At 43.4% G+C, this 24,323-nt stretch carries 19 protein-coding genes; 14 read left to right on the top strand and 5 right to left on the bottom strand.

Annotated elements, in window-relative coordinates:
• From GO495_RS25585 to GO495_RS25570, 4 genes are all read left to right on the top strand, one after another.
• Positions 1-2,841 (top strand): exo-beta-1,4-galactosidase, encoded by a 2,841-nt coding sequence (locus tag GO495_RS25585; protein ID WP_157302793.1) that lies wholly within the window; start codon positions 1-3, stop codon positions 2,839-2,841.
• Between the two features lie 6 nt (positions 2,842-2,847).
• On the top strand, positions 2,848-4,362 hold the full coding sequence (locus GO495_RS25580; RefSeq protein ID WP_157302792.1) for a sialate O-acetylesterase: 1,515 nt from the start codon (positions 2,848-2,850) through the stop codon (positions 4,360-4,362).
• Positions 4,363-4,599: 237 nt separating this feature from the next.
• The gene (locus GO495_RS25575) at positions 4,600-7,743 is read left to right on the top strand and encodes a SusC/RagA family TonB-linked outer membrane protein (protein WP_157302791.1); all 3,144 of its coding nucleotides are present in this window, start codon (positions 4,600-4,602) and stop codon (positions 7,741-7,743) included.
• Positions 7,744-7,754: 11 nt separating this feature from the next.
• A complete protein-coding gene (locus tag GO495_RS25570; RefSeq protein WP_157302790.1) occupies positions 7,755-9,242 on the top strand; it encodes a RagB/SusD family nutrient uptake outer membrane protein in 1,488 nt (495 codons plus the stop codon).
• A gap of 27 nt (positions 9,243-9,269) precedes the next feature.
• On the opposite strand, the gene GO495_RS25565 is transcribed toward GO495_RS25570, so the two are convergent.
• Positions 9,270-9,794 (bottom strand): GNAT family N-acetyltransferase, encoded by a 525-nt coding sequence (locus GO495_RS25565; protein ID WP_157302789.1) that lies wholly within the window; start codon positions 9,792-9,794, stop codon positions 9,270-9,272.
• Between the two features lie 44 nt (positions 9,795-9,838).
• On the opposite strand from GO495_RS25565, the gene GO495_RS25560 reads away from it, so the two are divergent.
• The 10 genes from GO495_RS25560 to GO495_RS25515 all read left to right on the top strand — a co-directional run bounded on the left by GO495_RS25560 (position 9,839) and on the right by GO495_RS25515 (position 15,775).
• On the top strand, positions 9,839-10,216 hold the full coding sequence (locus GO495_RS25560; protein ID WP_157302788.1) for a chorismate mutase: 378 nt from the start codon (positions 9,839-9,841) through the stop codon (positions 10,214-10,216).
• Positions 10,217-10,344: 128 nt separating this feature from the next.
• A complete protein-coding gene (locus GO495_RS25555; RefSeq protein WP_157302787.1) occupies positions 10,345-10,533 on the top strand; it encodes a hypothetical protein in 189 nt (62 codons plus the stop codon).
• A 127-nt stretch (positions 10,534-10,660) separates the two neighbouring features.
• A complete protein-coding gene (locus GO495_RS25550) occupies positions 10,661-10,849 on the top strand; it encodes a hypothetical protein (RefSeq protein ID WP_157302786.1) in 189 nt (62 codons plus the stop codon).
• 449 nt (positions 10,850-11,298) lie between these two features.
• Complete coding sequence (locus tag GO495_RS32105; protein WP_205691326.1) at positions 11,299-11,568, top strand: hypothetical protein; 270 nt, start codon at positions 11,299-11,301, stop codon at positions 11,566-11,568.
• Between the two features lie 159 nt (positions 11,569-11,727).
• Positions 11,728-12,096: a hypothetical protein gene (locus tag GO495_RS25540; RefSeq protein WP_157302785.1), complete on the top strand. Its 369-nt coding sequence runs from the start codon at positions 11,728-11,730 to the stop codon at positions 12,094-12,096.
• An 18-nt stretch (positions 12,097-12,114) separates the two neighbouring features.
• On the top strand, positions 12,115-12,324 hold the full coding sequence (locus GO495_RS25535; RefSeq protein WP_157302784.1) for a hypothetical protein: 210 nt from the start codon (positions 12,115-12,117) through the stop codon (positions 12,322-12,324).
• 308 nt (positions 12,325-12,632) lie between these two features.
• On the top strand, positions 12,633-12,995 hold the full coding sequence (locus GO495_RS25530; RefSeq protein WP_157302783.1) for a DUF2147 domain-containing protein: 363 nt from the start codon (positions 12,633-12,635) through the stop codon (positions 12,993-12,995).
• Positions 12,983-13,876: a DUF6268 family outer membrane beta-barrel protein gene (locus GO495_RS25525; protein WP_157302782.1), complete on the top strand. Its 894-nt coding sequence runs from the start codon at positions 12,983-12,985 to the stop codon at positions 13,874-13,876. Before GO495_RS25530 ends, GO495_RS25525 begins: the two co-directional genes overlap by 13 nt.
• A 148-nt stretch (positions 13,877-14,024) precedes the next feature.
• Complete coding sequence (locus GO495_RS25520) at positions 14,025-15,029, top strand: sensor histidine kinase (RefSeq protein ID WP_157302781.1); 1,005 nt, start codon at positions 14,025-14,027, stop codon at positions 15,027-15,029.
• Positions 15,026-15,775: a LytR/AlgR family response regulator transcription factor gene (locus GO495_RS25515; protein WP_157302780.1), complete on the top strand. Its 750-nt coding sequence runs from the start codon at positions 15,026-15,028 to the stop codon at positions 15,773-15,775. The genes GO495_RS25520 and GO495_RS25515 overlap by 4 nt, the downstream gene beginning before the upstream one ends.
• A gap of 63 nt (positions 15,776-15,838) precedes the next feature.
• On the opposite strand, the gene GO495_RS25510 is transcribed toward GO495_RS25515, so the two are convergent.
• The 4 genes from GO495_RS25510 to GO495_RS25495 form a co-directional block, all read right to left on the bottom strand.
• On the bottom strand, positions 15,839-16,594 hold the full coding sequence (locus GO495_RS25510) for a hypothetical protein (protein WP_157302779.1): 756 nt from the start codon (positions 16,592-16,594) through the stop codon (positions 15,839-15,841).
• A gap of 22 nt (positions 16,595-16,616) precedes the next feature.
• A complete protein-coding gene (locus GO495_RS25505) occupies positions 16,617-18,182 on the bottom strand; it encodes a RagB/SusD family nutrient uptake outer membrane protein (RefSeq protein WP_157302778.1) in 1,566 nt (521 codons plus the stop codon).
• Between the two features lie 18 nt (positions 18,183-18,200).
• On the bottom strand, positions 18,201-21,293 hold the full coding sequence (locus GO495_RS25500; RefSeq protein WP_157302777.1) for a SusC/RagA family TonB-linked outer membrane protein: 3,093 nt from the start codon (positions 21,291-21,293) through the stop codon (positions 18,201-18,203).
• A gap of 74 nt (positions 21,294-21,367) precedes the next feature.
• Positions 21,368-24,220 (bottom strand): glycoside hydrolase family 31 protein, encoded by a 2,853-nt coding sequence (locus GO495_RS25495; protein ID WP_157302776.1) that lies wholly within the window; start codon positions 24,218-24,220, stop codon positions 21,368-21,370.
• Between the last annotated feature and the right edge of the window lie 103 nt (positions 24,221-24,323).

Genomic DNA, 24,323 nt, shown 5'->3' with positions numbered 1-24,323 from the left:
ATGAAGAAATTACTGGTATTCCTCTTACTCACTATAAAAACTTATGCAGGTGATACACTTTCCCTGCAAGGTAGCTGGCATTTTAAGGAAGATCCTGCAGATGTGGGTATCTCTGAAAAATGGTACTTACAGCCATTACCCGGTAGTGTTCACCTGCCGGGTTCTATGACAGAGAACGGGAAAGGAAATGATGTTACGATCAATACACGCTGGACCGGCAGTATCTATGACAGCTCCTGGTATTTTAATCCGGAGATGGCGAAATATCGTCAGCCGGGTAATCTTAAATTCCCTTTCTGGTTAACACCGCTGAAATATTATGTTGGGGCCGCATGGTATCAGCAGGAGGTAAATATCCCTGTTACCTGGCAGCAAAAGCATATACTGCTTACATTGGAAAAACCTCACTGGGAAACGACTGTATGGATAGATGATAAGCCTGCAGGTAAACAGAACAGTTTAACAACGGCACATGTATATGACCTCTCTGCTTTATTGACTCCGGGTAAACATGTTATTTCTGTAAGAGTCGATAACAGGATAAAAGAGATCAATGTAGGGCAGGATTCTCATAGTCTTACAGATCATACGCAGGGTAACTGGAATGGGATAGCAGGAAAAATACAATTAAGCGCAGGTGCTGTGACATGGCTGGAAGATGTGCAGGTATATCCTGATTTAGCGCATAAGTCGGCACGGGTTAGCGTGAGCATTAAAGGGGCTGTTCGTGCAGGAAAAATAAAACTCAAAGCGCATAGCTTTAACAGTGGCACAATACAGGATGTAGCGCTGCTGGAAACAGCCTTTAAAGATACGGGGCTGATAGAGATCAATTACCCGATGGGGCAGCACATTCAGTTATGGGATGAGTTTGATCCTGCTTTGTATCAGCTAACAGTAACGGTTGTACCGGAGCATGGTGAAAAGGATGAAAAGATCATTCAGTTCGGGATGCGTGAATTCAAAGCGGATGGAAAACGTTTTGTGTTAAACGGGCATCCTGTCTTTTTAAGAGGTACTGTAGAGAACTGTGTATTTCCGCTTACCGGTTATCCGCCTATGGAAGAAAAGGAATGGCTGCGCATTTTTAATATTGCAAAGTCTTACGGATTAAATCATATGCGTTTCCATTCCTGGTGTCCACCGGAAGCTGCTTTCAGTGCAGCAGATAAAACCGGCTTTTATTTACAGGCGGAAGGTCCCAGTTGGGCTAATCACGGCACTTCCCTGGGAGATGGATTGCCAGTAGATCAGTATATCTATGATGAAACAAATCGCGTGGTAACATCTTACGGTAATCATGCTTCTTTTTGTATGATGGCTTATGGCAATGAACCCCGTGGAAGTAAACAGGCGGCTTATCTCGGCAAATTTGTCAATTACTGGAAGGCGAAAGATCCACGGCGTTTGTATACCGGTGCCTCTGTGGGGATGAGCTGGCCTTTGGTCCCGGAGAATGATTACATGGTGAAATCCGGACCTAGAGGATTGCGCTGGTCGCATCTGCCGGGTACTGTTTTCGATTATTATGATAAGATCAAAGAGCAGCAGGTCCCTTATGTAACACATGAAATGGGACAGTGGTGCGTATTCCCCGATTTTAAAGAGATCAACAAATACAGTGGCGTTTTCCGGGCTAAGAACTTCGAACTGTTTAAAGAAAACCTGGAAGACCATCATATGGGTAAACAGGCAGATGATTTTCTGATGGCTTCCGGTAAATTACAGGTGCTTTGTTATAAAGCAGAGATAGAAGCATCATTGCGTACTCCCGGACTTGCAGGATTTCAGTTATTATCATTGAATGATTATCCTGGTCAGGGTACAGCCCTGGTAGGTATGCTGGATCCTTTCTGGGATGAGAAGGGATATGTAACAGCCGCTGAATTCAGACGGTTTTGCGCGCCTACGGTGTTGCTGGCTAAGATGTCTGAAATGGTGTACAGTAATACGGACACATTACATGCAGATGTAGTGGTCACGCATTTCGGGCAGGCGCCTTTACAGCAGGTGAGGCCGGAGTGGCATATCAGAAACAAGCAGGGAGAGGTGATCGCCAATGGTGTATTACCTGCAAGGGATGTTGCTTTGGGAGAGAATATTTCATTGGGTAAAATAGAGGTGCCTTTGTCGGGTATTCATGAAGCTACTGCATTGCAATTGGAAGTTACTTTGGATAGTATTCATAATGACTGGCCGTTATGGGTATATCCTGCAGTATCTCCTGATACCACGGGCATTTATATCTGTGACACGCTGGATGTTTCAGCACAGCAGCAATTACAGGCAGGTGGGAAGGTGTTATTGCTGGCAGCAGGAAAAGTACAGCAGGGTAAAGAGGTGATCCAGTCTTTTACGCCGGTATTCTGGAATACGTCCTGGTTTAAGATGCGCCCGCCACATACACTTGGTTTTGTATGTGATCCTGCATATCCTGTTTTTAATAGTTTCCCTACAGAAGATCATAGTAATTATCAGTGGTGGGAGTTGGTGAATGCTGCACAGGTGATGAATATTGAAACATTCCCTGCTGCTGTTAAACCTTTGTTGCAAAACATTGATACCTGGTTCCTGAACCGGCGATTGTCTATGCTGATGGAAGTGAAAGTAGGGAAGGGGCGGTTGATGATCACCAGCCTTGATCTGACCAATGATCTTTCACACAGGATCGTTGCACAGCAGTTGCGTTATAGCCTGTTGAAGTACATGAGATCATCTGCGTTTAATCCTTCGGAGAAAGTGCCATTGGAAACAGTGCAGGCATTGTTTATACCAGGGGCTGTCAAGGGGATAAATATGTATACGAAGGATAGTCCGGATGAATTAAAACCCAAGAAATAATTCCGCATGAAAATTCTCTTTTTATTACTATTAACAGCAAATGCTTTTGCAGCAGTTCATTTGCCTTCAGTGATCGGCGATCACATGGTGTTACAACAAAATACAAAGATAAAGATATGGGGATGGGCAGATCCCGGAGAGCGTGTTACAATTAAAGCCAGTTGGTCAAAACATACGCTCAGTGTTACCGCCGGCAAAGATGGACGCTGGGAATCATCTTTAGCTACTACTAAAGCAGGGGGGCCTTATGAGATAGTATTAAACACTATACAACTTACAGACATATGGCTGGGAGAAGTATGGCTTTGTTCCGGCCAGTCTAACATGGATATGACAGTAGCCAGAGAAGATAGATACTGGTGTGGCGTATACCACGAAGCAGAAGAAGTAGCTGCTGCCAATTACCCGCAGATCCGCGTATTTGATGCTGCCTATACGCCCACAGATACGATACAAAAAGATGTAGCCGGTATGTGGGAAGTCTGTACACCTGCTACCGTAAAACATTTCTCTGCTGCCGCTTATTTCTTTGCCCGCGACTTACAACAAAAACTAAAAGTACCAATAGGATTAATCACAACTGCTTATGGAGCCAGCACCGCAGAAGCCTGGATCAGCCGTAAGGAATTAAAGTCATTCCCTGCATTGCTGGATGATTATGCCCGTAAAAAAGCCATTTACGATACCAGCATCACCGCTCGTAAAAAGTACGGGGAAGCGCTGGCTAAATGGAAGATTGCAGCAGCCGAAGCCAAGGCCGCCGGAAAGGACCAGCCCCGGGAACCTAAGAACCCTGATCCTGAAAAAGATCAGCATAATCCTGCTGTGTTATACAATGGAATGGTAGCACCATTGATCCCTTACACTATCAAAGGAGCTATCTGGTACCAGGGAGAATCCAATACCAGCAAACCTGAAATCTACCGTTCATTAATGGAAACGCTGATTGCGAACTGGCGTAAAGACTGGAAACAAGGAGATTTCCCCTTTTTGTATGTACAACTGGCCAACTATGGCAAACCGGATTTATTACCTGTCAGCGAAAAGGGGACCGTATTAATCAGGCAGGCGCAGTTGGAAAACCTGCGTATACCGCATACAGGAATGGTCGTCGCTATCGATAATGCCAATCCGGATAAACCCGAAGATATCCATCCTAAAAACAAACAGGCTATCGGATTGAGATTATCCCTGCAGGCATTGGCTTTAGTGTATGGAGAGAAAATAGCTTACAGCGGTCCTGTTTATCAGAAAATGAAAATAGAGGGCAATAAGGTCCGTCTGTATTTCAATGAAAATAATTTACAAAGCAGGGATAGTATACTGACCGGCTTTGCCATTGCCGGAGATGACAAACAATTCGTTTGGGCGAATGCAATAATTGAAGGCAATACTATCCTTGTATCCAGTGATAAGATCAAACAACCAACGATCGTCCGTTATGGCTGGGCTTCCAATCCTCCTGTTAATTTATATAACAAAGAGGGCCTGCCTGCATCTCCCTTCAAAACAGATAAGTAATTGTACATTTTTCCATGTAATAGTATGATCTTCCATTGTCTGATGGGACGTTCAAAATTAACTTAGCTGTTATTAATCAGGGACAAAATTTCAATGGAACAGCATTATGATCACCAACAACGTATTTCGCGGTTAAAAAGGATAGAACGATTATTGATCATCCTTGTAATTTTTATTTGTGCATTATTGACCTACTTGTTTTTACTGAACTAATTCATTCCATAAAATATCAGCGTTATGAAAAAATCTTTAATGATTTTGAGCTGCAGCATGCTATTGCTGCTTCGACAGACAGTCTTTGCCATCCCTCTGCCATCCACCAACGATATTCAAATCCAGGGACAAGTATTCGACGACCAGGACAATACACCATTGGTAGGTGTAAGTATCCGCGTGAAAAACGGTAACAAAGGCGTTACTACAGATCAGAACGGGAAATTCGTGTTGTCTGTTCCTGAAGAAGCTACATTGGTAGTAACCTATGTAGGCTATGACAGCAAAGAGTTGAAAGCCGCGGCTTCTCTATCTATAAAACTCAGTAAAAGCAATAAAGGGCTAAACGAAGTAGTAGTAATTGGATATGGTACTACCCGGAAAAAGAACCTGGTAGGCGCTGTATCATCTATAGGAGAAAGTCAGATCAGAGACCGGCCTATTACACGTATAGATCAGGCGCTGGCAGCTCAGATGCCCGGTGTACAGGTACAGTCAGTAACCGGTGCTCCGGGAGCTGCTTTGCAGATAAGAGTACGTGGAGCTGCATCTGTTTCCGGCAGCAATGACCCTTTATATATTGTAGACGGTGTACCCGTAGATGACCTCGGAGATATAGATCCTGCCACTATCCAGTCTGTAGATGTACTGAAAGATGCTTCTGCTGCGGCGATCTATGGTGCAAGGGGTTCCAATGGTGTGGTGTTGATCACTACGAAGAGAGGAAAATTGGGTAAAGCACGTATCAACTTCTCTGCAACTTTTGCAAGACAGGAGGCTGAACGTTTTGTTCCGATGATGAGTGCCAATGAATGGATTCAATTTAAAAAAGACCTGATTGATTCTTCCTGGGTAGCAAGAGGACGTACACTTGGTAAAAATTACCAGGCTTCCGATGATATGAATTTCCGTGCTACAGAACTGGGTGGTACTACAGCGAATACACATGCACTGGCGAACACTACTTTTATGTACGATCCTTACTGGGCAATGGGTACGGATAGTCTGGATTATGTCGACTGGCAGGATGCATTCTTCAAACCTGCTAACATGCAGAAGTATAATCTCTCTGCTTCCGGCGGTAATGAAAACGTCAATTATCTTTTATCCGGAGAATATCTCAACCAGGACGGACTGGCTGTGAATACCGGTTATAAACGTTACACTTTCCGTTCTAATATGGAAGTAAAACTCAGCGACTTTGTAAAAGTTGGTTTGCAGTTATCTCCTTCCATTTCCTGGACAAAAGGGGCCGGTATAGACGGCAGAAGTGGTATTGGTCCTTCCGTTGCAGGTACAGCACCCATACAGGAAAAAGGGGTAGGGGCGAATTCAGGTTCAATAGGCACACCTGCTTACCGCTGGGTAGCGGACCAGATCAGTCCTGTAACAGTGATGGAAGAAACGCTTAATAATACGGAGCTGGTAAAACTTTTATCACAAATCTATCTGAATGCCACACTTGCAAAAGGATTACGATTGAATGTTACCGGCGCCTGGAACAGCAATAGCAGCGATAACAAATATTATCAGCCTACTTCTGTTACTTCTGCCCGGAGGACCGCGGTAGAAGGTTCTCAGAGTACTGCTACCCGCAAAACGGTCCGTAACCAGTATTACCTGTTCCAGTCTTTATTAAGTTACGATCGTATCGTTAAAAAACATGAATTCAATACGGTATTCGGCGCTTCTACAGAATCCAATAATGCCGCCAATACTACACAAACAAATAAACAGTTTGCAAACGATAACCTGTATACGTTCGATCTTGGTTCTTCTACACCGACAGCCAGTAATGTTACAGAATCCAGGCGTACATTAAGTTCATTCTTTGGTCGTATTAATTATAATTATAACAGTCGCTACCTGTTGTCGGTAAGTTTCAGGGGAGATGGTTCTTCTCGTTTTGGTGCCGATTCCAAATGGGGTTATTTTCCCGCAGCCTCAGTAGGGTGGAGGATCAGTGATGAGGCATTCATGCAAAGTATTAAACATGTAGTGAATGATTTTAAAATAAGATATAGCTGGGGAATAGCAGGTAATGACAGGATAGGAGGTGATTACCCTGCCGTAGGACTGGTATCCACTACCAACTATGTATTTGGAGATACGCAGGCGCAATCCACCGGGTTCTCTGTTACCAGTATTACCAATAACAACCTGCACTGGGAAAAAACAACATCCAATGATATCGGTTTCGATGCGACTATCCTGAAAGAACGTTTCACTGTTTCGTTTGATTATTACAATAAACTCACCAAAGATCTCCTGTTAAGTGTGCCTGTTGCCCGTACTACAGGATTCACCAAACAGAATGCAAACATTGGTTCCGTAAAGAACCGGGGATATGAGATAAATCTGAACTCGCGTAATGTAACAGGTAAGAATTTCTCCTGGGAAACGTCTTTAAATGTCTCTTACAACAAGAACATGGTGGTGAAGCTGAACAACGATAATACACCGATCTATACCGGCTGGGAGAATACGGTGAAGATAGCGGTAGGGCGTCCATTATACACGTATGTACTCTATGATGCTATCGGTGTATACACTTCAGATGCCCAGTTGAAAAACACGCCTAAAAGGGCCAATACTATCATTGGAGATCCTATCTATCGCGATGTCAATAAGGATGGTGTAATAGATGCCAGTGACATGACGGAAGTAGGTCATCCTGATCCTAACTATACCTGGGGAATGACCAACCGTTTCGCCTATAAAAGATTTGACCTTTCCCTGTTATTCCAGGGGCAATGGGGTAACCAGATCTTTAGTATGTTCGGTCGTAATATAGACCGTCCTACTACCGGCCTGGGGAACTATAATGCCAAGCAGGTTTGGGTGAACCGTTTCCGTTCTGTCAGTCAGCCGGGAGATGGTAAAACTCCCCGTATAGATGCTACAACTGCCAGTGTATATGATACCCGCTGGTTATATAGCGGTGCGTTTTACAAGATCAAAAATCTCACAGCCGGTTATACGCTAAAACCTAATCTGATAAAGGGTATTGTTCAGGCACGTGTGTATTTCAGCGTAGATAATTTATGGATGAGTGATAAGTATACGGGTGGATATTCTCCTGAAGCATTCCAGTATGATTACCTGGCTGACTGGTCCAGTTATCCTACTGCCCGCACGTATAGCATTGGTATTAACATCGGTTTATAAAAAGTACAACAATGAAAACGATCAATATAATTTCCGCGATATTAATTGTTACAATATTCGCTGCCTGTAATAAGGATTTCTTAGATACTGTCCCAATCTCTAACCAGTCTGAAAGTAGTTTTTACAAAACTGAGAATGATATTGTACAGGCGGTGAGTGGTGTATATAATAAACTGCTCACATTCCCTGATATCAATAATATCTACTTATCTGAATGTCGTTCCAGCAACTACTATGTAGACAGACAGGATGCTGCCCGTGATTACTTCAGTATCTCTGCTTTTGAATTAACGCCTGCCCTGGGAACTTTGCAAACCGCCTGGACAAATGATTATGAGTTGATTGAACGCGCTAACCAGGTGCTGGACAGAATAGACAATATCTCTTTTACAGATACAACAAAACGTAGCCGGTTAAAAGGAGAATGTAAATTCCTGCGGGCGCTTTCCTACTTCGAACTGGTAAAGGTTTTCGGCGCTGTGCCTTTAATCGATCATAATGTTTCTTCCACAGAGTCTTTAAACTACCCTCGTGTAAGTGCAGATACTATCTATAGTTTCATTATAAAAGAGCTGACAGAAGCCGCTGTCTTATTGCCAAATGCCTATACAGGAGTTGACAAGGGGCGTGCTACCAAATGGGCAGCGCTGGGATTATTAGGTAAAGCATATTTATATACAGCCGGTTATCCGCTGATGAAAACAGAGAATTACGGCAATGCGATCAGCACACTTAAGCAGGTATTAAATGCAGAGAACCTGGCGGACGGCTGGAAGTTTGCACCTACCTATGCGGAGATCTTCAAAACGTCTAACGACAATAAGTACTATTTGTTCGAAGTACAATATCTCTCCGGTGGTAAAGGCCTGGGTAATCCTGTACCAGGAGAGGTAATCCCGCTGGACATGGACACAAAGATCACTCCTTATGGCGCTTATTATATGCAGGGTGCTCCTTCCAATGATCTGATCAGTAGTTTTGAAGCAGGGGATAAGCGTGAGTTCGTGATCCTGGATACTATCTACAGGAATAAGGCAGGTGTGAAGACTAAGAAGAACTACTTTAAAAAGTACCTCGATTCTACTGCTGCTGCCGCCATTCTGAGCAGCTCCGACTGGGGAATTAACTTCCCGCTGCTTCGTTCCGAAGATGTGATGCTGATGTATGCTGAAGCGGTGAATGAAACCTCGGGTCCTACAGCAGAAGCGGCAGGTCTTGTAAACCGTATTCGTGCCAGAGCCGGCTTAGGTACTGTTGATGGCCTGTCCCAATCTGATTTTCGTTTGGCAATAGAAAGGGAGCGGCGTCATGAGCTGGCATGGGAAGGACAGTACTGGGGAGATCTTGTACGGACAGGCCGTTGCCTGGATGTGATGAATCCCTGGTTACAACTGAACTATAATATTACGATGGATAAGAATGGATTTATCTACCCGGTCCCGCAGTCGGAGATGCAGATTAAACCGGGATTGTATTATCAGAATCCGGGGTATAACTAACTAACTGTTCTCCTTATCCCCGGGCTTTTATTGTCCGGGGATTTTCTTAAGTATATAGCCAACCTGGTTATCTGATTCTTCTTTGCTGATATATTCGAAGTTTATATCCCTTACAAAGTTATTCCGTTCTAAAAGCCGGACAGACTTTTCATTATCCGGAGATGGCAACGCTGTTATAATATTGAATCCTGCAGTTTCGAACCCATATTTAATCACGGCAGTAATAGCTTCCTGCATAATTCCTTTTCCCTGGTAATCAGGGTGTAGCTCATATCCAATTTCTCCTGATTTCTTTTCAATCACTATATTCCAGAAACAGGCAGTCCCAATTAAGGTATTGTTATCTTTCAGGCTAATGGCCCAATAGATCCCCTCGTCAGCAGCCTGAATTTTTCTGATAAATACCAGGGCATCTTCTATGGAAGAGGCTTTGGGTCTGTCAAGATATTTGTTGACCCTGTCATCTGAACGGATGCGCAGAACATGAGGAGCATCTTCTAATGCAAGAGATCTTAATATTAGCCGTTCTGTTGTGAGGAGGGGCGATTGCATACTTTAATATAGTTTATATTTGCGGAAAATTAAAAACAATTATCATGAAACGGCCTTATTTTTTCGTATTTACTTTCATTATTTCTTTATCCTGCGGAGCAGTTTCTTATTGCCAGACAAAACCATCTGAAACAGAAATTAAACAACATTTAAGTGGGTATCGTTCTCAGATAGATTCACTGGATGCTGCACTGATAAAAATTCTTGGTGAACGGGAAAGAGTTGTAAAAAAGGTAGGTATTTACAAAGCGGAAAATCATGTTCCTGCATTGCAGAAGGACCGCTTCCAGCAGGTATTGGAGAAAGCTGTCGCAGCAGGTGCAAAGGAGGGTCTGTCGCAGGTTTGCATTGAAGAAATTATGAACGCGATACATAAGGAAAGCCTTCGTATAGAGCAGGAAGATATAGAGAAGAAGCAGTAAAAATGATAGTCATAAAATCATTTTAATTGTACTAAAGGAATAGAAAATAGTTAGTGTTTTTTATTCCTTTAGAAGATGTTTTGTGGATTGGTTTTTTTATTACATTCGCAAAAACAAAATTTAATTTTATGAGTGACGAGGAATTTAAACTACTGAAGGATCACTTCGAAAAACGGTTGGCAGAACCTATGACCAAAGAGGATGCTATACGTAATTTACAAGGGGCAGGCATCCTGGATGAACATGGGGAGTTGACTCCAATACATAAGAATCTTGGGTATGCACTCGCATACAGTTTGGGTAAAGACCAAAAGTGATTTATTTATTGTTAACCTTAATAATTTGTCTATGTATGACGTTCGACCAAACCTTATAATAGGTTTCCACGGCTGAGATGAAGCTGTCTGCCATTTTTATTACATTCACAAAACAAAATCAAATTTTATGACTGAAAAACAAATTCAAATGGTTATTGATTTGGCCAAACAAAGACTGGCTAATCCGCCAACTAAGGAGGAAGCAATACGTACTTTTCAAGAGATGGGTTGGGTAGATGAGTATGGTAAGTTTAGACCCCAATATAAAAATCTTGAGCTAGCATTAGCATTAAACCTGGGTGAAGGCAGGTATTAGTGATTTATTTATTGTTAACCTTAATAATTTTATCCATGTATGATGTTCGACCAAACCTTATAATAGGTTTCCACGGCTGTGATAAAGCTGTATGTCAATCTCTGATAAATAATCCTGATAACATAAAAATAAGCCAGCAGCCTTTTGATTGGCTTGGACATGGTATGTATTTCTGGGAGAATAATTATGAACGTGCATTGAGTTGGGCGTTAGAGAAACAGCGGAGTGGAAAAATAAACAAGCCAGCCGTAATCGGAGCTGTAATAAGTCTAGGTAATTGTTGTGATTTTCTGGACTCCAAGAATACGCAAATGTTAGCGTTTAACTATTCTCTGATGGCAAGTTCATATTAGACATCAGGACAAATACTGCCTCAAAACAGGGATGTAGCAAATGATGAGCATAAGGATAAGCTATTGAGAGATTTGGATTGTGCTGTAATAGAATTTATGCATGAGGAGATAGATAAACTGACAGCATCCGATGTTTTTACCAAAGGCTTTTCTAATTACAAATTGTTTGATTCTGTTCGCGGAGCATTTATGGAAGGTGGACCCGCATTTAAAGGTTCCGGCATTTCAAAAAAGAGCCATGTCCAGATTGCTGTCCGAAATCCTAATTGCATAAAAGGGTTCTTCCTGCCACGCCGGGAAGTAAACTATGCAAAATGGTATGGAGAAAAGTTCCGTGCTATTAATTCTCATACATCCGTAAATTAACCCCGTTTCATTTCCCTGCGTTTCTTCTTCCCATTTCCTGATACCTAGCCCCGGTCATATATCCATTTCATCCCCCATTTTGTCAGCTTCGTCCCATATTTGGCAACTTCCTTCCTTATCTTTTGTCTTATTTTACAGTAAACGCCAAATAATATGAGCATGAAAATCAGGAAAACAACTGCATTAATTATTACTGCATTCTTTCTTTTTATCGGATCATCCTTTGCCCAGAACAGTAAAAAGGAACAAGGTGCGAAGGCATTGACCGATACAATGAAAACGCAACTGTCTTTAAACGACGATCAGTACAAGCAAGTCTATGCTATCAACCTGGACTTCATATCAAAAGTTGCTGCTGTAAAGCAGGATGGAGATAGCAAAATGGCTAAATTCAAAAAGCTGAAGGCAATGGACGAAGATCGTGATACTGCTCTTCAAAAAATACTGACAGACGATCAGTTTAAAGACTTCCAGGACTTTAAACAGGAGAACAGGAAAGAAATGAAAGCCCGTTTTCGTAAACAATAACACTTCTAAACTTATTTTATGAAAAAGATAATTATTTCAGCCATAGCAGGCTTGTTATTCGTCTCCGCACAAGGTATGGCCCAGCGCATTGTTGTAGTACATCGCAGAGTAATAGCTCCGGCAAGGGTCGTCGTAGCCGCTCCTGTCGCAGTAGTAAGACCTGCCCCTGTAGTGGTGGTAGCTCCCCGCAGGGTAGTTTATCCCCGCCGGGTAGTGGTACTACGCTAGGAATGAGAAAAACCAGCGGATTCGCTGTTTTTTGTAATCTGAATGGCCGGTATTGCCGCTAAAGATGCATCAAGGCCCTTCATCCAAACACCCTGCTCCCGGACGTTCTATACAGGAGAACAACCCCGTAAAGGGAAAGTTCCAGCCAGTTGGTGTGCCTGGTCCATTCAGATTACAACAGCATCCAAAGTAAATAACCGGAAAATGTCCCTGCCCGTTTTACCTCCAATATTGTCCGCTTCACTCCTGAATGCCATTCCCACGCACTCATCTCTGCCCATATTTGCGCATCAATAAATCTTAAACAAATGAAGATCGCTATGCTTGCGCTTATACTAGGCTTATTCTCAGCTCACGCATTCTCTCAGTCTGCTGATAAAATTAATGGTGAATGGACTAATGATCAGCATGATAAAAAGATACTGTTCCACAAAACGAATGACGGTACTTATGAAGGAGAGATCATCTGGACTAAAGGCACAAAAGCCAAACCAGGAGACACAATTATCAAAGGACTGAAATTCAGGGATAATAAGTATACAGATGGACAATTATTCCTGCCTGCCAGAGGAGAATGGGTGAAATGCAGTGCAGTACTTAAAAACGAGAACACACTCGAAATCACCGGTTCAAAAAGTATGTTCAGTAAAACAGTAACATGGACAAAATAGTAATCCCGCTTTATAGGTCCGGGCAGTATAAAATGTTAACATTATTGCTGATAATGCTGCCGGTCGCTGGTTTTTCGCAGGAAAAGGAAATATTTCATGTGTCGTGGAGGTTTGTTCCGGCAAAAACGGATACGATTGGAAAAGCACATTATGTAGATGCCCACCTGGCATTTCCTGTATTCAAAGACAGCATAGATAAAGTAGCAGGAACCGTTGCGTACAGAAGCACATACCTTGATGCATTTGCGCCTTTATACGGCGTTTTGGTAAGCCTGGCATGGTTGCATAAGCTAAATGACAAACATAGTATTATCCTGTTTGCACACAGCGGAATTTTCAGCGACATGAAAGACATAAGCGGGGAGGACCTGCGGGGAACGATCGGGATCCGCTATGTAAGCCGGTATTCGGAGAAATTCAGCTCGGGGTTTGGACTGGCTTATTCAAAACAGTTCTTTGGTAAACAGATCACGCCTATCATCGAAATGAACTATCGCTTTTCTGATAAACTGCAATTTTATGGGTTGCTACCTCTGCGGGAACGCCTGGAGTATACGATCAGCAGGAAATCAAAGACAGGCATTGGGGTGAATGCTGATGTGGCCAGCTACCGCTTATCGGCATCTGAAGATGCTTCCCGTTATATGAGGATTGCACAGTGGGCAGGTGTTTTATTTTACCAGTATAACTTTTGCGGTAACTGGAATATAAGTGCCAGCGTTAACGGCGCTATTAAACAACGGTTTGAGGTATTTGACAAGGCGTCTTCCAGCAACTGGACGCTTTTTACGAAGACGCTGGGTAGTAAACCCACACCGGTATACAGGGCAGATCAGCATGGATTACAATTACAGCTGAGCGTGGGTTATACGATTCAGTAAATATGTTGTAGGTTCGATAAATAGCAAAACGCGAACGGGCCTGTACTCTTTGTACAGGCTCTTCTTTATTGCCCGTTTCAAACGGCCATTTGCCCGTCTGAACAGCATATACTTTACTATTGTGCTGAAATATATTAAGTTTGTAGCTATGCAATTTGTGAAAAGGTACCAGTTGAAGGCTGGGATATTTATTTCACTGTTCGTTTCCCTGCTGGTATTTATTCCCCGCGTGATCCGCTATGATGAAAGTGAACACTTTTATTTATTAGTGCAATTTGCATTTTTCAGCTTCCTGTTTGCGCTTAGCAGTTGGTTGTGCAGTCAGTATTTCCTTAAATATTCCAGGATAAAACAGCATTGGATAAAGACAATGATCGCCATTTCCTTCTCTATGACAGTATCTGTGTTCTTAGGGCAAATCTACCGGGAAAACGGCCCCACGCTGCTCTATTTTAAAACATTATCAGACGATCGCAGAACACTGATGTCATTATTCAGAGGACTGGTAATAGGAGGGTTTACCTATCTCTGTGCATATTACCTGAACATGCTGCTGGAAACACAAAAGGCATCCATCGGAATAGAACACCTGAAACAGGAAAACTTACAGGCAAGATTGAATTCGCTGAAACAGCAGATTAGCCCGCACTTCCTGTTCAACTCATTGAATACGCTGAAGTCAGTTGCCAATGAAGAGCATGTAAAAGAGTACGTAGTACAATTATCTCTTGTATACCGTTACCTGTTAAACTATAATGATAATAACCTGGCAACGGTAAGAGAAGAACTGGCATTTATCAATGCCTATAGTTTTATCCTGAAAGAAAGATTTGAAGATGGGTTTAGCATGCAGATAAATATTGATGATAATATCAGGGAATTTCATATCCCCACATTATCGTTACAGATACTCATAGAAAATGCGGTAAAACATAATGTGGCTTCTTTATCGAAGCCATTGAACATAACGATTTCAGATAACGACGGGTATATTGTTGTCAGCAATAATCTGCAACGTAAATTCTCTTCTGAGGAAAATACCGGTAAAGGGCTGATCAATATCAGCGACCGCTACCGGCTGCTGGCCCGGAAAACAATAGACATTAATGAGGAAGAGGGGAATTTTACAGTAAAACTGCCACTACTGCCATGATAAATGTACTGATCATAGAAGATGAGGTAAAAGCAGCAAAGGAGCTGAAAAAACTACTGGAACAAATAAGGGATGATATGCAGGTAACAGATATTCTGCAATCCGTAGAAGAAGCAGTGGAATGGTTTGAGAGACATCCGCATCCCGGTTTAATTATTTCGGATATACAACTGGCAGATGGACTAAGTTTTGAGTTTTTCAGCAAAGTATCTGTGAAGGCCCCTGTTATCTTTTGTACTGCTTTTGATGAATATGCCATCAGAGCTTTTGAAACGAATGGGATAGATTATCTCTTAAAACCTGTAGAGAAGGATAAGCTGGCCCAAAGCCTGGAGAAATTTGATATGATGAAGCGTATTTTCAGCGGGCAGCAGCTGCAGCATCTGTTCACTCAGATAAAACCCCCGTTTAAAACCACTTTGCTGGCTTATTTTCAGGATAAGATCATTCCTGTGAGGACAGCCGAGGTAGCCTTCATTTATGCCGCAAACGGGCTTATAGGGGCATATACGGCATCAGGCAGAAAGTACTATGTGAACGGTACGCTGGATGAACTGGAATCCAGCCTGGACCCTCATGCGTTTTACCGGGCTAACAGGCAGTTTATTATCTCGCGGGATGCGGTGATGAATATAGAACATTCCTTTGCCCGTAAACTGGTTGTAAAAGTACAGCCGGAGGCGCCGGAGAGCATTGTCATCAGCAAAGCGAAAGCATCAGATTTCTTAAAATGGATGGAAGGATAAAAAGAGAAAGGCTGTCTCTCCCAGAGAACAGCCCTTCTGTTATTGCTCATCCCTATCAAACCACTAGTATGTATAACCTTTACGTTTAAACATCCATATGTTTCTCCAGCCATCACCCTGCTGTGCAAGCGTCAGCTCATCTGCCGTCAGTTTCACGATCACATAGGTTACTTTATTCCCTAAGCTGATATCAGCGCCTGTAATCTTCACGGACTGACTGAGTGTATCCAGGTCAAAAGAAGCCGTAGTAGTAACACCTGCATGTGTGAAGGTATAATTCTTGGAACCTTTCAGGTCAAACGTCATTTCATCATCAGCTACACCCTTATCGGTTAAATAAGCGATGCCGTTCTGCCACCATTCAGGAGCAGTTGCACCACCTGAACCATTACCATAGCAGATGCCGGTAGGCCGGTCTACTGCCCATACCCATGTTTTACCATCCTGTGCATTTGTTAACAGATTCCAGGATGGGTTATGGAAATACAGGGGATCATTTTGAGATACCGTGATTTTGGTAGAATCATTCAGCGGACCTCCACTGGTGTAGACAGAGTATTTGATGATATAATCACCCGCAAAAGGCAGGTTGATCGTATCGCTTGTGCTTTTTGAAAAACCACCGCTATATTGCCAGAAAGGGATATAGCTGCCTTTTGTAAGACTGTTCAGCATCACAACATTGTCATACCCCTCTTTCTGTGTTACTGTATATTTAAGATCTGCCTGTGAGATAGTAGGAGCAGAAAGTGTTTCCTGATCTTCCTTTGTGCATGATGCCAGCACAAGCAGCAATAAGATGATGATATAATTTTTCATATCTCAGTTTTTAGTGGAATTATTAATTAGTCCAGCCTGGATTTTGTTTATACGCGCCATTGGATAAGCTGATTTCCTGTTCAGGGATCTTGAAAAGACCCTGTTTGGCAAGAGGGAAGCTCACATCAAACTGACCGTCTCCATTGCTGTTGTCTATCGCCGCTTTTGCCACGTTCAGGCCCTGACGTAACAGGTCCCAGTAACGTTGTCCTTCCAGCGCCAGTTCCAGTCTGCGTTCTTCCATAATGAGGCTTTTACCGGCAGCATCAGGTGTTAATGTCTTACGGTAAGAAGTACTCAGGAATGCGCGGTCGCGAACACGGTTATAATAATCCTGTGCCTTGCTGAGATTTGCATCGAGGTTCAGCTCTGCTGCCATCAGCAGTACATCTGCATAACGGATCACTACATTGTCGTAGTAATTATCTATCTGGAAATTGCCGCCTTTATCCACTGCATTACCTTCATCCATCGGGGTATATTTTTTCCAGAAGTAACCGGTGTATTGTGCCTGATCGCTTAACACGTACTTTGAAAGATTTTCATCTGCAATAGAAATAATACCGCCGGATTTGCGGGTATCTGCACCGTCATAAGCATCGTATAATTTGCTGTTTACAGTACCTGCACCCCAGCCCTGGTAGTAAGGCAGTAAGATCTGACCACGGATGGCGATATCTACCTGCATACGGTTACCATTGTGCTGGTCCCAGCTGCCTAAGCCTTTATAAGTGAATTTGATGGACCATACGGTTTCTTTATTATCCTCTCCGACAAATCGGGAAAGAGATGACTGCCACAGGCGGGGGAAAGAATCTACCAGTCCGTAACCACCTGCGTTAATCACATTATCAAGATAGTTGATAGCGTCCGTTTTATTGATCACACCCGCCAGGTCTGTCTGGTTGTAATATCCGGTATAATAAAGGTATACGCGGCCTATTAAAGACTCCGCAGCCCATTTGTTCACCCTTCCGTAATCAGCGCTGGAAATACCGCCATAAGCCGTAGCAGGCAGCTTGGCTGCTGCAAACTGAAGGTCCTCTGCGATCAGTTTATATACATCCGCAGGTGCTGCCTGTGGCGTATTGTATTCAGCAGGCGTGAGGGGAGAGGTGGCCAGCGGAATATTCCCGAACATACGCACCAGGTCGAAGTAGAAGTAAGCTCTGAGGAAATGGGCTTCAGCAGCGTACTGTGTTTTAAGGGTCGTATCTGCGCCCCAGTTCACACCATCTAATTTAGACAGTAATACGTTGGCCCTGTAAATACCGGTATAATATTTCTGCCAGATGCCAATGTTCATATTGGAAGCTTCCTGGAAGCGGTCCCATTGTTTCCATACCAGGTCGGAAGTACCACCACCGCCAAAGCAATCGTCGCTGGCCAGTTCGGATACCAGTTGTATATTATCGTAATCGCCTATCTCCAGTTGATTGTATACAGCTACCAGTGCCTGTAAAGCCTGTGCAGGTGTTTTATAAAAGGATGCTTCCGTCTGTTGATCTACCGGGGATGTATCCAGGAAACTCTTGCTGCAGGCAGCAAAGATGGTGATGATTATAGCTGAAATGATGATCTTTTTCATGTGGAATGATTTACAGTTTTAAAGTCTAACGTTCACGCCTACCAGCACTGTCTTAGGTTGCGGATAAGTACCCAGGTCTATACCGGAAGCCCAGCCGGAAGGGCCGTAGCCTACTTCAGGATCTGTTCCTTTATACTTTGTAAAAGTGAACAGGTTGGTGCCGGACACATATAATCTCAACTGTTGTAATGGTAAGTTGTGGAATACCTTTTTGAAATCATATCCAAGGTTCAGGCTCTTCACGCGTAAGAACGATGCATCATGGACATAGAGGTCAGAAGAACGGATCCAGTTCTGGTTCAGCTCTGCTCCGTCAGTTACACGGGGAATACGGTTAGATGTTCCTTCACCTGTCCAGCGACCGAGTATTTCTGTAGAATAGTTACTGAGCGGGCGGGAGAAATCATGTGTACCGTCCCATATCTGGTTACCATAGTTACCATATAATGCAACAGAGAAGTCAAATCCTTTGTAACCCAGGTTCACACTTAAACCGTAAGTGAATTTAGGATATGGGTTACCAATCTGTCCTTCATCTTTACTGTCAATTACGCCATCACCGTTTACATCTTTGAAACGAACATCGCCGGGTTGTGCATTAGGCTGGATCTTAGTCCCGTCTTTTCCTACATAAGCAGCGATCTCATTGTTATTCTGGAAGATACCTGCTGTTTTATATCCGTAGAAATATCCCATTGGGAAGCCTTTCTGTGCACGGTAGAATTCAGGCATGCTGGCATATGTTATACCGGTTGCTCCATTGATTATTTTCTCAGGATTAGGAATATCTGTTACTTCATTACGGTTCAGGCCCATATTGGCATTAACACCAACAGTGAGGTCATGGAAAGTATGATTATATCCTAATGATATTTCCACACCCTGGTTGCGTACATCACCACCATTGATCAGTGAAGTACTGGAACCGGAGATTGCAGGCGTATTTACTCCTACCAGCCAGTCTTTTGTCGTTTTGCGGTATAGATCTACCGTTAAATTGAAATCTTTGAATAATTGTGCGTCAAAACCAATGTTGGCCTGTTCTGATGTTTCCCATTTAAGATCGGGATTAGAGATACGTATCGGTGCAGCGCCTACAGCAGCATTTTCTCCTGCTCCAAAATAATATCCAAGGAATTGTGTGGAGATAGTGGAAAGGTATTGGCTGTAATACTGTGGCAGGTTACCATTTTGGCCCCATCCTGCACGGATCTTCAGGTAAGGTAACCAGGAAACGTGCATGAAGGACTCATTACTGGGTACCCATCCAAGTGAGAAGGAAGGGAAATAACCAGTGCGGTGATTAGGACCAAACCTGGAAGAGGCATCAGACCTTAACACTGCGGTGAACAGGTATTTTTCAGCGTAGTTATAACTGATACGGCCGAAATAGGAAACCAGTGAGGTGGTACTGTCCGATCCGAAGATCCTTTGCGTACTGTCTGTTGTTCCGTTATTGATAACAGCATTGTCGAGGCCCTCTTTCGTGAGGTCTTGCTTATAACCCCGTAAATAACTGCCAATTGTTCTGCTGGCATTCATACCTGCCAGTGCGGTAAAATTATGTTTTCCAATAGAATGCTGGTAGCTGATGGTATTATCCCAGTTCCAGGTAACACCGCGGTATATACCCTGGTTGGCCTGAGAGTGAGTATTGTATACGTTCAGGGAAAGATCATATACCGGCAGATAACTCCGTACATCGGAGTAATTAAGGTCCAGTCCGAAATCACTACGCAGTTTCAATCCTTTAACAGGTTCTGCCTGTAAGTAAGCATCTCCTACTAACCTGTCTGTTTTTGCTTTATTCTGATTCTGATAATACATGGCGGCTACCGGGTTGGCTTCATCTGCATTAAAAGTAGATTTAGCAAAGGAGCCGTCTGCATTATATACAGGGAACAGCGGACTTACACTGAATACAGAGTGGAAAGTGTTGTCGTAGATATTGCCAACAGCCACACCTTTTTTGTTAGACTGTGCAAAGGTCATGTTCTCACCAAACACAATGATGTCTTTATACATCTTATGTTCAGAGTTCATACGGAAGGATATGCGGTCATAAACCGATTGCCCTTTAAAGCCTATAACGCCTTCCTGTTTGGTATAAGCAAGAGAAGCTGAGTAGATAGATTTATCGTTACCACCGGACAGACTTAATGTATGATTCTGTATAGGTGCTTTTTTATTATACATCGCTTCCTGCCAGTCTGTTCCCTTACCCAGTTTGCTTAACTGATCAACTGTAAAGTAAGGAGTACTACCGGAGTTGATCGCCATTTCATTCGCGATGACACCGTAGTCATGCGCGTCCAGCAGGGATACTTTATGAGAGGGGTTCTGTACACCGTAATAAGCATCGTAGGAGAGTGTCATACCACCCTGACGGCCTCTTTTGGTAGTAACCAGTACAACACCATTTGCTGCCCTGGAACCGTAGATAGCCGCAGAAGCAGCATCTTTCAGTACGTCAATGGAAGCAATGTCAGTAGCATTCAGGTAGCTGATATCTTTTACAGGCACACCATCCACAATATACAGTGGATCAGCATTACCTACAGTACCGGCCCCGCGTATACGCACTTTCATTGATTCGCCTGGCTGGGCAGAATTAGCAGTGATCTGTACACCGGGAGTTTGTCCCTGTAATGCCTGGTCAACCTGCAAAGTGTGGTTCTGTTCCAGTTGTTGTGTATTTACGTGGTCGATGGCGCCTGTCACCAGTTTCTTCTTTTCCGCACCATAACCTACTACGATTAATTCATTCAGACCGGTTGCGCCTTCAGACATGGATATCGTGATGGATGTCCTGTCTTTTACCGCTATTACCTGTCTTGTAAAACCAACCAGTGTTATTTCCAGTGTATCGGTATTACTTACTTCAAGTTTGAATGCACCTGTACCATCTGTGATCGCACCTGCATTTGTACCTTTTACACGCACGCTGGCGCCGGGTAAAGGAGTGTTTTTGCCGGCTTCAGTTATCTTGCCGGAGAGTGCATGTTTTGCAGTCTGGGCAGATATCATGTTGCCTGATAACAGCAATGTGAGCAGCAGTGCCGGTACCCTGTTGGCAGTCACAAAATCCCTGATTTTGTACGCAGTTTTCATAATGTTAGAATGTTTGTTAAAGGGATGGAATTTGTTTTTTGATACGTGAAATTTTGGTTCGTAACGTGTTACTGTTATTTAATCACAAGTGTTTGTTCATTGCCACTGTATTTTATTATTTGTCCGTTTTTATTATTGAAACTGAGTGCCACAGGGCTTTCTTTCCCTGCTTTTATCACACGGAAGCTACGCTGCTGCAACATGCCCGGGAAGCTGCCTTCCCGTTTGCCTATTGTCAACGTTTTGTTTGCCTCATTATATGTGAAGGTGATATTGCTGAATTGGCCTTTTTCATAATTATAGTTTACCCCCTCATCTTCGTAGAGATTAAATGTTCCGTTGCTACCGGTATATACGTATAGGGTAATGGTATCGGCTGGCAGTTGTGAAGTATATTGCAACGCCGGGCCGAAAGGGATGATACTGCCTGCTTTTACATAGAGAGGCATCCTGTCTAAAGGAGCATCCGCGGTAATGTATTTGCCTCCTTCCTGGTATTCCCCGTTGTAGAGGTTGTACCAGCCGGTATTAGCCGGAAGGTATAGTTTACGGGTGCGGGCTTTATAAGTATATACCGGGTTTACCAGCAAAGCAGGACCAAACATAAACTGGTCACCGATACGCTGTACGGTAGTATCCTTATCGAAATCCATAATGAGCCCACGCATGAGCGTATAACCATTGTGGTATGCCTGTCCCGCCAGGGAGTAAATATAAGGCATTAAGCGATATCTGAGCTGATCGTAATACAGCATGGATTTGAATTCGGGGCTGTTCTCAGGCGCAATATTAAACGGCTCCCTGTAAGGATACTGCCCGTGAGAACGGAACAATGGACAAAAGGCCCCGTACTGGAACCAGCGGGTATTGAGCTCCCTCCATTCCTGTAAGTCGGCTCCCTTTGGATTAGGCTTATCGTATTTGTCCTCCACATAAAAACCTCCGATATCTGTAGTCCAGTACGGTAAACCGGATAAACTGAAGTTCAGCCCTGCAGGTATCTGTCTGGCCAGCTCATCGAAGCGGGAAGCAATGTCTCCGCTCCAGGTAGCTGCGGCATAACGCTGTATGCCGGCAAAAGCAGAACGTGTTAAGATAAATACGCGCTGATCAGGATTTTCTTTACGCTGTCCTTCATAAATGCCTTTGGCATTTTCTAAGGAATAGGGATTGAAATATTGTGTAGATGATCCTAATGCTGTAGGGTTCATCAGTGCTTTACGGTGTTCGATGGTAGAGTTGGAATAAATGTCCGGTTCTGTCGCATCCAGCCACCAGGCGTCTACGCCTTTACTGTACAGACCTTTGCTCAGCATACTCCAGAACATCTTACGGGCATCCGGATTAAAGGCATCGTAGAATGTGGATACATATCCTTGCCCTATCCAGTCTCTTTGTTCGTCCTTAATATTCTGTTTATACAACCATCCTTTATTATCCAGTAATTTATAGTTGTCGATGCCTTTGTAGAACTTAGGCCATGCAGAGATCATGAAATGAGTATGATAAATGCGGTGCAGGGAATCGATCATTCCTTTTGCATCAGGGAAACGGGCAGGATCAAATTCCTGACTGCCCCAGGCGTCCTGTTTCCAGTACGACCAGTCCATCACGATATTATCAATAGGAATGTTCTTTTTCCGGAACTCCTGCACTGTGCTGATTACTTCACGTTGTGTTTTGTAACGCTCGCGGCTCTGCCAGTAACCCAGCGCCCATTTTGGGATGATAGTAGCTGCTCCGGTAATTTCACGGTAACCGGCAATGACTTCGTCCGTATTATTACCATATACAAAGTAGTAATCGATCTTTTCTCCGGCTTCGGATGTAAAGGCTATCTTATTCTGCAGCGTTTCCGGGGCAGGAGAGAGCTGTTTTATGGAGATAAAGGCCTGGTCGGACTCTGGTATCCATTCTATCTTAACAGCGTGTTTATGACCCTTATAAAGCTGATGCCGGAAAACGGAAGGACCCGGGTTCCACCCTTCTCTCCACTTGTCCAGCATTAATTCTCCATCCACCCAGATTTTGATGTAACCGGAAGCCGAAATATAAAATTTTTGAAGCCCGTCTGCCAGGGGAGAGATACTTCCTTCCCAGGTAATAACCCCTTTTTCCATTGGATATCCCGTGGGGATATTTGCAAGAGAAGGGATAAAGGCGTAATCTATTTTATTCTCATTGCGCTGTAAAAAGATGCTGTCTGTTTTTTTCCTCAGGGCATAGGTAGCGGTGAGGCCATCCGGTTTCCCTTCTTTATTATACAGTAGTAGTTTGCCCAGCTCTTCATATGGGCGGTCGTCCCCAAAACGGGTGATGGAATAGTTATCCCATAACAGACCGTAATGATGACTGGATACCAGGAAAGGTACCACGGCCACAGAATTGAACTGTGTAAGGTCCACATCCTGGTCCTTATAGTTCATCAGGCCGGTCTGGTGTTGCCCCAGTCCGTAAAAGGCTTCTCCTGCGGGTGATTCAAATACCTGTTGCAGGCGGTATAGCGGATGGCCATCTATATTTTCAGTAGTAAAGGTTTTACCACCACCTTTCTTTTCCTGTAAGATGACATTTCCTGCTTTATCCATGAATACCACTTCCCCGGTTGTCAGGTTCACGGTAGCCATCAGCTCCTTTGTCTTTAATGTTACCTTATTGTCTTTCTCGTCTGATGTCCATTTTATGTCCGGGGTACCGGAAACGATGGATATCAGACTGGGAGTTGTTGAGATGGAGTCATTTGCACTGGCCGTTACCCGGATGATCCTGTCTGATATCACCTGCAGTTTCACTTGTTTCGTGCCGCCTGCTGCTGGTCTTTCTAACCTGATAAGTAAACCGTCTTTCAGTCTTTCTATATGGTCCGCATAACAAAATTGTATGCATAGCGTAAAAAACACAAGCGGGAAGAGTCTCTTTTTCTTCATATACATGGAATTGTTCCTTTCTACAGGATTATATTAGTTTTAACGTGTGCTGACAAATGTAACCGACTGCACCAAGACGCAGGGTCAGGGTATGTATTTGATT

Source organism: Chitinophaga oryziterrae (assembly GCF_009758125.1).
Classification (GTDB): domain Bacteria; phylum Bacteroidota; class Bacteroidia; order Chitinophagales; family Chitinophagaceae; genus Chitinophaga; species Chitinophaga oryziterrae.
The sequence above is the reverse complement of the archived record's forward strand: the minus strand, read 5'-3'. Positions and strand labels throughout refer to the sequence as shown.